Raw genomic sequence first — 12,262 nt, forward strand, 5'->3', positions numbered from 1 at the left:
TGCTATACTTGATTTAGAAAATTTTTTAACAGAGCGTTCGTTCACTTATTGGGAAGTGACGGACGCTTTTTTGGTGCGTTCTTGGATAAGCGGAATCAAATCGGGACGTTGTTGCTCACTGACGTATTGAATCATGCGATCAGAAAGTTCGGGTGTCCATTCATAATTGGGGCGAATCTCTAACAAACTTGGATCAATCCCGACACCCTCATGATGCAAGAAAAAGAGTGCTTGGGTTAACGCCATGGGTCCACCATATTCATACCAGTTCAAAGAACGGTCAAAGCTACTCACTTGATACTGCCGAGTGATAGTGGGAACCAGACTTGGTTTTAGGTAGTCCTGCCACCAACGACAGACCTGCTTTAAGGAGCTGTCCGTGTAAAAGGTAAGTTCCGTTTGCAGGAAGCCTCGGATTAAGTTTGCGACACATTGATCTTGTGGTAAAAAAGCAATTGTTCGAAAGAGACTTTCTGCCACATCATTTCGTGTTTCAACTTCCAACCGAATTTGCGGAGCCCGTGCCAGGATTTCCTCTTGTTTCACTCCGTCAAAGTCTTTAGCCATTTCTTTGGCTTTATCGTAGGCCCGAAACATACAAGCCGATCCTCGAACGCCGATACTAACCGTTTTTGCCCGTTGTTTGGCATCAAACTCGCTGTCATGGAGTTGATAGCTTCGTCCTTTTGAAAGGAATTGCTTCCGTTTCACCTTATTGTGGAGCTGGTCCACCGTGAAATAGGGTATTTCGTTGTAATCATCCAAGGCTAAATCCAGACGCTTGATTTCAAAGGTGAAGGCGGTTTGACTGGCATACTCGTAAAAACGGGTAGCGAGTTCTTGAAAGACATTCGCCTTTGGGTTATACGAAAGCAAAATCCATTCATAGGTGGTACAGGCTTGCCCGCTCAGGACAAGAGTTCCGCGTTCTTTGGCCTTTTCTGGCTGGTGATAGGTGTAGTATTTGAGAAAGCCACAGGTGTACACAATATCGTATTCTTCATGTTTTAAACTGCCTGCTTGAATCGAGACGGACTCTAAACTGATTTTTAATAAGTCTTGAAAGACCGTCTGATAGCTGACTTGATGCAAGACGGCTTGAAACCAATCTACTTTTCCTAGCACATTCTGGGTACTTTTGGTCATTTGATCACCTCCTTTAAAATTTGAGCTTGTTCGCAAATCATTTTTGTTGTGAAAAAGCTTGGTAGTATCAGCTTTTTTCGCATTTTTCCGGTAGTTATTAGCCATTATTTTTCTCTTTATAAGGTGCTATTAGAAAAGCACCTTATCCTAAGCCAGTGTCTGGTGTTCGCAAAAGACCCGTGCGTTCCACGCTTCCGTAAGCCTCGTCTGCTTGATTGGCTTTCAGCCATCGCAGTCGAGGTAACGGCTGCGGCAACCACACCAACCCGACACCGGCTCCTTTCCTTGGCCCCACACCGTTGTTTAGTTTTGATAGGTTAATAACCATCTTCTCACCGCTTGAATGCTGTATAAAACCATACCTGAGTCCAATCGAATTTCTGGACAGCCCTGAAGAACCCATTCTTTCAATGTATTGACACTCACATCGAAATGCGCCGCACAATATTTTTGTTTGACGATATCCTGCTGGGTTTGTGTTTCTTCCAAGCGGGTTTCTAACAGGGCAAAGAATTGATTGGTTTGATCTTTTTCCCAATTCAGGAGCGCTTGTTCCAATGCCGACATTTTTCTCACCTCCTTATGATTTCCTTTTAAAACTAAAAAGACTATAAATAAATATAATAGTATCTTTTCGTACACTCTACCGCGATTATAAATAGATGTCAAGTATATTTTAAAAGTTTATTAGAAATACTATTTTGTTTATTTTTCACTTGAATTTTTTAGGGAAAGCGCTTATGATAGACCCGAGGTGAAGAAAATGATAGAAAACTTTGGCGACAATGTCGCTCGTTTACGAAAAGAAATGGGACTTTCCCAAACGGAATTAGCGGAAAAGATTGGTGTACAAAAACAAACCATCTCCAATATCGAACGGGGAATCCGTTACCCGACATTTGAGAGCTTGGAAAAATTTGCGACGGTCTTTCACGCGACACCGATTCAACTCTTTGGTTCACCAAAAGAGATTGCGGTATCAGAAACAACGGTTATTCTCGATCGCATCGACGAGTACGATCAAAAAGTTCAAAATTTGTTTACTTTGGCGAAAATTTTGAATAGCCACACAGTGAAAGAAATAGACGAGGTAGCAGAGAAACTCGCCTTTATCCAACGCTTCTTTACCCCACAAATGCGTTTGGATGAAGACGGCAATCCGATTTTGGATCGTCATGGGAAACCAGAGATGAAACCAGTCTTCTTTGACAACTTACCATTTGAGGAAATTGAAAAAACCGCAAAAGACTTAGCCTTCATTCAAGAAGCAGAACAGAACAAGTAACGAAAGTTCATTCCTTTCCTATGTGCCCCACACATGAGAAGGAGAAAAAAATGCCAACATACACACAATATCAAAAAAGCAATGGAGCAAATTTATGGCGAGTGACGGGATATCTTGGAGTAAATCCCGAGACAAAGAAGCAAGTTAACATTAATAAAGGAGGCTTTCTCACTCAGAAAGCTGCTAAAGCTTATTATCGTCAAGTTTCGTATGACATTTTAAAAAATGGGTTTCAAAATCACAAAGATGCAACATTTAAGGAAATCTATGAACTATGGTTAGAGACGTACGAGCTTACCGTGAAAGAATCAAGTTTTGTAAAACTTAAGCAAAAATTTGACACTCATATTTTGCCAACTTTTGGAGAGAAAGAAATCAAAAAAATACGGGTATCCGATATTCAAAAATTTGCCAATGCCATGAGAGAAAAGAATACTCAATTTAAAGAGTATGTTTCAAACGTCTCTCGGATTTTTGATTTTGCTATTAAGCAAGGTTATGTATCCGAAAATCCAGCAAAAAAAATTGTCATGCCAAGAAAGAAAAAGAACCTTCAAGAAAAGGAAATAAACTTTTATACTAAAGACGAGCTTAAAAAGTTATTGGAATATGCAAAAAATAACGAACATTTTCAAATCTATACATTCTTTTTCTTGCTTGCGAATACAAGTTGTAGACAAGGTGAGATTTTGGGTTTGCAATGGGATTGCATCAATTTTGATGAAAAAGTACTTACCATAAAACAGACTTTGACTCGTGGGAAAAACAGAAGGCAATATCTTGAGGAACCAAAAACTAAGAAGTCTAGAAGAAAAATCCCGTTAACCGATGAGACAATTTCTATCTTGAAAAAGTGGCGTCTGATTCAGAAAGAGGAGTGTCTAAAATTAGGTGTCAATATCTTTGATGGGAAACAGTTTGTCTTTTGTGATGAAAAAGGCGAACCCATCCAACTGTCACATCCAAGACTTTGGTTACACAGAATCTCAAAGCATGCTGGAATTCCTAAACTAAGTCCTCACGCACTCCGACACACTTTTGCAACCATTCTAATTGGACAAGGTATTAATTTTAAAACCGTTTCAGAGCTGCTAGGGCACTCCAGTGTTTCAATGACGTTAGATACCTACGCAGGAGTTTATCAAGAAGAGAAAATAGACTCGATTAATCTCTTAGCTAACGCTCTAAGCTAAATAGTTTAGAGTCTAGAAATAAAAAAAGGATTCAATCGTCTCAATCCCTGCTATACAAGCATTCGCTGAGATGACTGAATCCAAAAAGTAGTTTAGATAATAGTTTAGACGGGCTTGATAATTGCTGATACCCAATGATATCAACAAATCAAGACAAAAAGAAAAAACCTTGATACATCAAGGTTTTTAGACTAAGCGGGTGACGAGAATCGAACTCGCGACGGAAGCTTGGGAAGCTTCTGTTTTACCACTAAACTACACCCGCATGTTTGTTATTATAAACCTGTTTATTTCAGATGACAAGTAATAAACAGGCAAAATACTGGCTCAAGTTGTTGGAATCACTTCAGCCATCCTATTATGTTCAAGTAAATTCTTACAGGACAGCCTTCGATCTTAGCTTTTACGGACAACTAAAATAAGAAATGGCCTTTTGCGAACTTTCTAAACTTTTTTATTTTCCAAATCAAGATACCGATCACAATCAACAAAATGACTAATACAACAACTAAAATCAGCACTGTATTATTTTTTTGAGGCCGAACCAAGGTAACGTCTTGTTCATTTAAAAATTGGTAAATTGATTTCAACACTAGGAATAGCAATTCCAGCAACAACTGGATATTTTTTTTGATTGACTAGCTCTTGAAGCGTTGAGGCCGTATCCACCGGTTCTACAGCTGCTATATCAAACGAAACAATCTCGCTGTTAGTTTTTTGCATTTCTTGTTCAACAATCCGCTGATTTTTTTTATCTCTGCTGCGGAAAAATGCTGAACAGTCGCTTTTTTAACATTGTATTCCACGATATAATCTTTTATGGGATTACTAAAAAGCATTAAAATCCCTAAAACAAGAACTATAGATAACAAAATTCTGATTAATTTCCTATAATTTTCTGCCATAAATTCCCCTTCCTTCACATAAAGTAATTTCTAACAAAAAACAAAAGCGCTTTCTTACAAAAAAATTAGCATCATACTCATCAAAGTACAATTTTAAAAGCTGGAAAAAAGTTACAAACAGGAAAAAATCCTTATTTCTAACTACTTAAATTAGTTTTTTTCAAATTTTTCTTTAATTTCATAAAAGTAGCTTGGGCATTTTTATTGACATATATATTTATTTTAAAGAAGCCCCTAGATCGTTTGTTTGATTGAACAGCTAACTTTAGAAGTGATTGAAGTGCCCACCAAATATTAAAATTTTATTATTCAAAAAATGAAAAGAACCTGGGCTCAATTAGCACAGGTTCTAAAAAATGTGACTATAATAAAACAGGAAAATTGACAATCGAGCCAATATTGATTAACTTTCTGTTAGTATGCAAATACAGTCTGGGAAGGAAATGAGATTATGGAACGCTTAAATGCTGTTAAAGAAGCTTTGAATAACCAAACAAACACGATCGTCTTTATTTCTTCTGAAAATTGTAGTATCTGTCATGTAGACGAACCTAAAGTGAAAAAAATGGCTGAAGACAACGCAATTTCTTTTCATCATTTAGACATTGTACAGCAGCCCGAATTAGCTGGCTTTTTTGAGGTATTAACAGTTCCTGCTGTTTTGGTCTATCATGAAGGAAAAGAAGTTGCTCGGCAAGCCCGCTTTATTGATTTCACTTCCTTAGAAAATATGTTAGAACAATTACCCAAGGATTCAGGAGCGCCGGACTATCAATCATTATTCAGCTGATTTCTGCAAGCCAAAACAAATAGGTCCCAAGCCTATACCAAGCTTGGGACCTATTTTCTCTATAATCTTTTATTTGTTCTCGGGGTTGTGATGTAAAAAATAGATCAACGTTTGCAATTCATTCGTCAAATCGACACTTTGAATGATGACATCGTCTGGCGCAGTCAAACGGGCAGCCGTAAAGTTCAAGATTCCTTTGATGCCAGCCTCGGCTAATTGATCAACAACCGGTTGCGCCTGTTGTGCAGGCAAGGTCAAGATCGCGATCTCAATTTGTTGCAATTTGATTTGTTCCACCATGTTATCTAAAGGATAAACTGGGATACCATCTACAATCCGACCAACAATATCTTCTTTAATATCGAAGGCACAGCTAACACGAATACTGTTGCTTTGATGGAATTTGAACTTTAATAAGGCGCTCCCTAAATTACCAACACCGACCAATGCTACATTGGTCAACTGATCATCATTTAGGATTTTACCGAAGAAGTGCATCAAATCTTCGACATCATAGCCATAGCCACGCTTACCTAGCTCCCCAAAATACGAGAAGTCCCGTCGAATTGTCGCGCTATCGACTTGGATGGCCTCACTTAATTCAGTCGATGATACCTTTGTTTTTCCTGCATTATTCAATATACGTAAATACCGATAGTATAGCGGTAATCGTTTAACAGTCGCTTTTGGAATTGATTGTTCCTTCACAATGACTCTCCTCTACTAAAAAATTCGTAATGTTGACTACTGCACTATAATAGCAAGAATCTTAGTGAAATTGCAACGCTCGTGCTCGAAATTATGTGAAAAAATCACGATTCAAATGAAATGACCGCTTCCAATCGCGTCGGTGCTAAAAATATGTTAGACTAAATCCATTCGGAAAAATAAATTTAAGGAAGATATCCAATGATTTTACTACAAGCAAATCAAATCGCCCGCTATTTCGGTGCCGATACCCTTTTTGAAAACATCCACCTAGAAGTGGCTAGTAAAGCTCGCATCGGCTTAGTTGGTCGCAATGGTGCCGGCAAATCAACCCTTTTAAAAATTATCGCAGGGATTGAAACACCCGATGCTGGTCAGGTGATTAAAAATAAGCAAGCAACCTTAGGCTATCTGGCTCAAGACACAGGTCTTGATTCCACTGAAACGATCTGGAATGAGATGTTGAAGGCCTTTGAAGGCGTCCGTAATATGGAACAGCGGATGCGAGAAGTTGAAGTAGCTATTGGTGAAACACCAGAAAGTAACAGCCGATATGCTTCTTTAATGAAAGAATACGATCAGTTGCAACACGATTTTAATGATCAAAACGGCTACGGCTATGAAAATGAAATCCGTAGTGTGCTCCACGGTTTCAAGTTCGATGAAAGTTTCTACGATAAGGAGATCAGTACCTTATCGGGTGGACAAAAAACCCGCTTGGCGTTAGCTCGGATGCTGTTAGTCAAACCAGATATTTTAATTCTGGATGAGCCAACCAACCATTTAGACATTGAAACTTTGGCCTGGCTGGAAGATTATTTGCAAGGCTATGCTGGTGCTCTTTTAATCGTTTCCCATGACCGCTACTTTTTAGATCAAGTCGTCAATGAGATTTATGAAATTTCTCGTCATAAGATTCGTCACTACAAAGGAAATTATTCACGTTATCTTGATTTGAAAGCCGCTCAGCTAGCGAGTGATTGGAAAGCGTATGAAAAACAACAAGACGAGATTGGAAAACTGGAAGATTTTGTCGCTCGCAATTTAGTTCGCGCCTCGACTACGAAACGAGCACAGAGCCGCCGCAAAGCATTGGACAAAATGGAACGCTTAGATCGACCAGATGGAAAAGAAAAGTCTGCTAAATTCATGTTTGATATTGATAAGGTTTCCGGCAATGTCGTCTTGCAGCTAGAAGAAGCCGCAATTGGCTACGAAAAAACATTAGCCGAACCAGTCGACTTAGATATTCGTCGCGAAGATGCTATCGCCCTAGTTGGTCCAAATGGCATCGGTAAATCGACATTATTGAAATCATTAATTGGTCAACTTCCCTTCATCAAAGGTGATCCACATTTTGGGACGAATGTTTCAATCGGCTACTATGACCAGGGACAAGCCGATCTTCATGGGAATAAAACCATTTTAGCTGAACTTTGGGACGAACACCCTACTACCCCAGAAAAAGACATCCGCAGTGTTTTAGGTGGCTTTCTCTTCAGTGGAGAAGATGTTGAAAAAACGATCCCGCTACTGAGTGGTGGTGAAAAAGCACGGGTCGCTTTAGCCAAGCTATCCATGAATAAAGAAAATTTCTTGATTTTAGATGAACCAACCAACCATTTAGACATCGATAATAAAGAAGTTTTGGAAAACGCCTTAATCGATTATCAAGGCACACTGCTGTTTGTTTCCCATGACCGTTACTTCATCAATCGGATTGCCAATAAAGTGATTGAATTGTCACCTGAAGGCAGTAAACTCTACCTAGGCGATTATGATTATTATTTAGAGAAGAAAAAAGAAGAAGAAGAAATCGCGGAGCTGCAAGCTAAGGAAATCGAACCGGTGGAAGCTCCGAAAAAGAGATTTTACCAAGACAAGGAACAGCAGAAATTAATTCGAAGTCTTAAACGAAAAATCGAAACAATCGAAGAAAATTTATCATTGCTTGATGAAAAAATCGCCGAACTGGAAACCCAAATGAGTCAGCCCGCTGTTTTAAACGATCATGTCCAGTTGTTAGCATTAACCAACGAATTGGAAGCGAAAAAAACTGAACAAGAAGAACAGCTGGCTAGTTGGGAAGAACTCAGCCTAGAATTAGAAGAATTCGAATAAATTACAACTTTTGCCCGATGACGCCTCTCTCCTTTTTCGTTTTAATAAAGGAATGGAGGTGTTTTTTTATGCGACGACGAACTCGTCCTTTTTCGCTTTTTCTTGGTATTTTTTTAGTCATTGCCAGTTTAGGTATATTAGCTTCCCGCTTTTTTACACTTTCTTCCACCGTAAACAGCCAACAGCAAGATTTTTCTGCAGTTGCTAATCAATATTTACAAGAACACGGACAGGATTTTCCTTTATTGCTCCAAACGGATGCCCGCTGGTCGACTAAGGCCTATGGGAGTGGCTCTGATCAAAATGATTTGGCAACTAACGGGTGCGCAATTACTTCTCTAGCCATGGTGCTTTCTTATTATGAAAAGCGGAGCGTCTATCCCACAGAAATCCTGCAATGGAGCGGGAGTAACTATTATCAGACTGGTCAAGGGACCGCTTGGTCGATTTTTTCCGCCTTCGCTCAAAATTATCATTTAACAATGCACGATCTGGGCAAAGATTCCGCCCAAATTCAGCAGTATCTAAATCAGAATCAGCCAATTGTAATTTCAGTCAATCCAGGTGAATTTACGGAAGTTGGCCACATTATGGTGATTAAAAAAGATCTGCAAAGCGAGTCGCTGATTGTCTATGATCCAAATGATAGCTTCGAAAAAAAGCATTACAGTCAAACATATTCATTGGCTCACTTGATGCCCCAACTCGCTAATGCTTGGGTCTATACGAAATAAAGCTGACGCTTTTTTGCGTCAGCTTTATTTGTGGGGGTTCCTGCTTTTACAGGGGAAAAAGAATTACTTTTAGGGTTATCTTTATATTACCCAAAATAGTTGAAAAAGCCATGAGTATATTGTACAAAAATAAGAAAAAAATGTGTTATAAGTGTGAAGTCTTCTGTCATTCCTTCTAGAAAAGTAAAAACATTTACACCAGATGGCATAAATGTTTTTACTGATTAGCTAATTCAGTTGCTCCACCAAGTTTTTCAACGTCTGGTTCATCGTAATCCCATTATCTTTCATGATAACTTTCTCAGAAAGAATGAAGGATCCGCCAACACCAACAACATTCGGATTTTCTAGGTATTCAACGAAGTTCGTTTCATTGATTCCCCCTGTTGGTAGAAACTTGATATCATAGAATGGACCACTCAAAGCATTGATTGCCTTCAACCCGCCATAAATATCCGCGGGGAAAAACTTCACGACTTTAATACCGTAGTCTGCAGCCATTTGAATATCCCGTGGCGTTGCTGTTCCCGGAAAAACAGGGATATCATGTTCCAAACAATACTCAATCACATCCGGTACGACTGCTGGTGAGACAACGAATTGTGCACCGTTTTCGACCGCAATCTTCGCTTCGGCTAAGGTCCGAACAGTTCCCGCACCTACCATCAATTTACCGGAAACTGCTAATTGCTTGATTGCTGCAGCAGCCAATTCACTGCGAAAAGTTACTTCAATCAATGGGACTTCATTTTCTAATAAGATTTCTTCTACTTTAGGTAGATACGCCAAATCTGTCGCGGTATAAAGCGGCAATAATTTCGACTTTGCGACTTGCTGATAAACTGGATGCTTCATATTTACTGACATTTTTCTCTCTCGCTTTCTACACAGCTATGCTTAGCGACTCTTCGTGATTGCTTCATGAAGACCTTGCATATACGTGATCCCCATCGCCCGGTCATACAACCCGTAGCCCGGTCTAGCTACCTCGCCCCAGAGTGTTCGTCCGTGGTCTGGACGAATCACACCGTCATAGCCTACTTCGACCAATGCTTCCATAATAGCATACATGTCTAGTGACCCCTCCGTGGATAGATGCGCCGTTTCCTTAAATTTCCGATAGCCTAAGAATTCCACATTTCGGAAATGGACAAAGTTGATCCGATCACCAATAGCATGAATGATCTCGACCATATCGTTAGCAGGATCAGCCCCCAACGCTCCTGTACACAGCGTCACCCCATTGTATGGGGAATCGACCATACTGATGATTCGTTGTAAGTCGGACAGATTTTTTGTGATCCGTGGAAAGCCGAAAATTTCCCACGGTGGATCATCCGGATGAATCCCCATTTTCACACCCGTTTGTTCACAAATCGGAATGATGCGTTCAAGGAAATATTTTAAATTATCAAATAGAATTTCTTCAGTTACCCCTTCATACATTTCAACTAAAGCGTTGAATTTATTCAGCCGTTCTTCTTCCCAGCCAGACATTTGGAAACCTTTTGACTGACTGCTAATCAATTTGTACATATCTCCAGGTTCCATATTATCCACGACTGCTTGATCATAAAGCAGAGCAAAACTACCATCTTCATTTTCATAGTTTAGCGTTGTTTTAGCCCAACCAAAAATTGGTTTAAAACTGTAGCATATCAAATCCACACCGCATTCAGCCAAATTTTTAATGGTCTGAATATAATTATCGATGTAATGGTCTCTTTCATCTGTACCTGCTTTGATTGCATCATGGATTGCCACACTTTCAATCCCTAATAATTCTAATTCTTCTTTTTCAATCGTTTCTTTTAACTCACGAATCTCTGCTACTTCCCATACGTCACCGGGAAGTTTATTTAATAACGTTCCAACGACTCCATTCATTCCTGGAATTTGTCGGATATTATTCAAGGGAATCGGGTCACCCTTTTCCCCATACCATCTAAAGCCCCACTTCATAGACTTAGTCTCCTATTCCTATTAATATGTTCGATTTTTCTGACTTCACAATTTGAGATTAGAAATCATCCTCATCGTCGTCCTCAGCCATTGCCGAGATATGCCAAACATCTAGACTGTCAGCGCCTTGTGCTAGGACAGCAGGTGCAATTTCCTCCACTGGCGTGCTTAACAGCTGATGATTGATTGTTTCTAAAAGCATTGGTAAGTTAACGCCGCCGATTACATAGACATTCGCCTGCAATTCCGGCTCTAAACCATTGGTAATCAAAACGGATTGATTGTACGGGCTTGCACTGACCAGATCAGTCAATACGATCACACCTTCATTTTGATCGACTTCTTTTACCGCTGTTTCGATTTTACTCCCTAAAGCTTGTACATCATCCCCAGGATTTAAATTGACTGTTGCAATATTATTGGTTGTCCCAACGATCACTTCTGCGGCGTCTTTTAACCCATCACTTAACTTTCCATGTGTAGCAATAACAATTCCTAACATAATAGCCTCCTTGTTCTTACTTAGTCCTTAGACCTTGCTTACTGAAACAAATCTGTTACCGCAACAATATTTTTCATATTTAGCTGTTTTGCTTTTAAATCAGCTGAATTTAAGAAAAAACGGGAGGTTTGCTGATCTTTTCTAGCACTAAAAAGATAACTAACCTTTTGATCAGCTGATTGATAATCAATCGCTTCGTTGTATCTTCCACCTTTAGGCAGCTCACCTAGCAGATGTAGCGGTGCTGAGGCACCCACGCTATCCAAATAATAAATTTTAGCGTTTCTTTTAACTTGAGCTTGCACTTCTTCCAACCCTCGATTGCCATAACTACCTTCATCTAGAAAAGCATAAGCAATGTTTTCTTGCTTATTCTCTCCAATCATTTTTAGCATGGCTAAGATTGATGAAGTGTTGCGAACCAAAGTCTTTCGATTAGACAGACCTTTGGTTACTTTCCCCAATAGATAAAAATAGATCCCATAGATGGCGATAATCAGCAATGTACTCACAGAATTGAATTGAAACGAATTTGGTGAAAAATACATGTAGATCAATGTCCCGATAATACCGAAAAGAAAGGCGATAATCGTACTGACTAAAATGAAGCTCGTTGTTTTTTTCGCCTGATCCTTCCGGTCAAATAATTGATACGAACCAAAACTTTCAGGAGGAGTATCATAAAAGGTGCAGATCACTTGATCAGCTTGTTTGATGTTGCCAACATAAACATTCCGAGAAGCATATTTTTTTTGGCGATCAAATTCGATTACTTGAATATCTTCCCGCATTTTAGCAAGATCGGTTACCAAAGCAGTCAGAAATCTTTTTTTGCTTTTTTCTGTTCGGCGCAAGCGATAAACATATTGGTAGCGAAACAGCCAATCTTTAAATACTTCTGATTGCTCCATCGATT

Annotated in this window: 14 protein-coding genes and 1 tRNA gene; 5 read left to right on the forward strand and 10 right to left on the reverse strand. The window is 39.3% G+C overall.

Going from position 1 to position 12,262, the window contains the following annotated elements; translation table 11 throughout:
- Positions 1-45: 45 nt before the first annotated feature.
- From EP1_RS05390 to EP1_RS05400, 3 genes are all read right to left on the reverse strand, one after another.
- Entirely contained in the window at positions 46-1,146 is a 1,101-nt protein-coding gene (locus EP1_RS05390; protein WP_048720918.1) for a replication initiation factor domain-containing protein, read from the reverse strand.
- A gap of 142 nt (positions 1,147-1,288) precedes the next feature.
- Complete coding sequence (locus tag EP1_RS05395) at positions 1,289-1,474, reverse strand: hypothetical protein (RefSeq protein WP_048720913.1); 186 nt, start codon at positions 1,472-1,474, stop codon at positions 1,289-1,291.
- Positions 1,450-1,713: a hypothetical protein gene (locus EP1_RS05400; protein ID WP_048720911.1), complete on the reverse strand. Its 264-nt coding sequence runs from the start codon at positions 1,711-1,713 to the stop codon at positions 1,450-1,452. The genes EP1_RS05395 and EP1_RS05400 overlap by 25 nt, the downstream gene beginning before the upstream one ends.
- Positions 1,714-1,909: 196 nt before the next feature.
- Between EP1_RS05400 and EP1_RS05405 the strand changes: the two genes are divergently transcribed.
- Together EP1_RS05405 and EP1_RS05410 are read left to right on the forward strand one after the other, a co-directional pair.
- Positions 1,910-2,431: a helix-turn-helix domain-containing protein gene (locus EP1_RS05405; RefSeq protein ID WP_067624648.1), complete on the forward strand. Its 522-nt coding sequence runs from the start codon at positions 1,910-1,912 to the stop codon at positions 2,429-2,431.
- Positions 2,432-2,481: 50 nt separating this feature from the next.
- Entirely contained in the window at positions 2,482-3,624 is a 1,143-nt protein-coding gene (locus EP1_RS05410) for a tyrosine-type recombinase/integrase (RefSeq protein WP_067624652.1), read from the forward strand.
- 194 nt (positions 3,625-3,818) lie between these two features.
- Here EP1_RS05410 and EP1_RS05415 read toward each other — a convergent pair.
- Positions 3,819-3,889: transfer RNA gene (locus tag EP1_RS05415), tRNA-Gly, on the reverse strand.
- Positions 3,890-4,307: 418 nt separating this feature from the next.
- Entirely contained in the window at positions 4,308-4,529 is a 222-nt protein-coding gene (locus EP1_RS05425) for a hypothetical protein (protein ID WP_067624658.1), read from the reverse strand.
- A gap of 451 nt (positions 4,530-4,980) precedes the next feature.
- On the opposite strand from EP1_RS05425, the gene EP1_RS05430 reads away from it, so the two are divergent.
- Positions 4,981-5,319 carry a thioredoxin family protein gene (locus tag EP1_RS05430; RefSeq protein ID WP_067624661.1) on the forward strand — a complete coding sequence of 113 codons (339 nt, stop codon included), beginning with the start codon at positions 4,981-4,983 and terminating at the stop codon, positions 5,317-5,319.
- Positions 5,320-5,388: 69 nt separating this feature from the next.
- Here the strand turns inward: EP1_RS05430 and EP1_RS05435 are convergent, their stop codons facing one another.
- On the reverse strand, positions 5,389-6,027 hold the full coding sequence (locus tag EP1_RS05435) for a redox-sensing transcriptional repressor Rex (protein WP_067624664.1): 639 nt from the start codon (positions 6,025-6,027) through the stop codon (positions 5,389-5,391).
- A 201-nt stretch (positions 6,028-6,228) separates the two neighbouring features.
- Between EP1_RS05435 and EP1_RS05440 the strand changes: the two genes are divergently transcribed.
- Both EP1_RS05440 and EP1_RS05445 read left to right on the forward strand, forming a co-directional pair.
- Entirely contained in the window at positions 6,229-8,148 is a 1,920-nt protein-coding gene (locus EP1_RS05440; protein WP_067624667.1) for an ABC-F family ATP-binding cassette domain-containing protein, read from the forward strand.
- Between the two features lie 68 nt (positions 8,149-8,216).
- Positions 8,217-8,882: a C39 family peptidase gene (locus tag EP1_RS05445; protein ID WP_067624671.1), complete on the forward strand. Its 666-nt coding sequence runs from the start codon at positions 8,217-8,219 to the stop codon at positions 8,880-8,882.
- 228 nt (positions 8,883-9,110) lie between these two features.
- On the opposite strand, the gene EP1_RS05450 is transcribed toward EP1_RS05445, so the two are convergent.
- From EP1_RS05450 to EP1_RS05465, 4 genes are read right to left on the reverse strand one after another with little or no spacing between them, the layout of a single operon-like run.
- The gene (locus tag EP1_RS05450; protein ID WP_067624674.1) at positions 9,111-9,749 is read right to left on the reverse strand and encodes a bifunctional 4-hydroxy-2-oxoglutarate aldolase/2-dehydro-3-deoxy-phosphogluconate aldolase; all 639 of its coding nucleotides are present in this window, start codon (positions 9,747-9,749) and stop codon (positions 9,111-9,113) included.
- Positions 9,750-9,779: 30 nt separating this feature from the next.
- Complete coding sequence (gene uxuA, locus EP1_RS05455) at positions 9,780-10,844, reverse strand: mannonate dehydratase (protein WP_067624677.1); 1,065 nt, start codon at positions 10,842-10,844, stop codon at positions 9,780-9,782.
- Positions 10,845-10,902: 58 nt separating this feature from the next.
- Positions 10,903-11,346 carry a PTS sugar transporter subunit IIA gene (locus EP1_RS05460; RefSeq protein WP_067624680.1) on the reverse strand — a complete coding sequence of 148 codons (444 nt, stop codon included), beginning with the start codon at positions 11,344-11,346 and terminating at the stop codon, positions 10,903-10,905.
- 38 nt (positions 11,347-11,384) lie between these two features.
- Entirely contained in the window at positions 11,385-12,257 is an 873-nt protein-coding gene (locus EP1_RS05465) for a hypothetical protein (protein ID WP_067624683.1), read from the reverse strand.
- Positions 12,258-12,262: the final 5 nt, after the last annotated feature.

Source organism: Enterococcus pseudoavium NBRC 100491 (genome assembly GCF_001544295.1).
In the GTDB taxonomy this organism is placed as follows: domain Bacteria; phylum Bacillota; class Bacilli; order Lactobacillales; family Enterococcaceae; genus Enterococcus_A; species Enterococcus_A pseudoavium.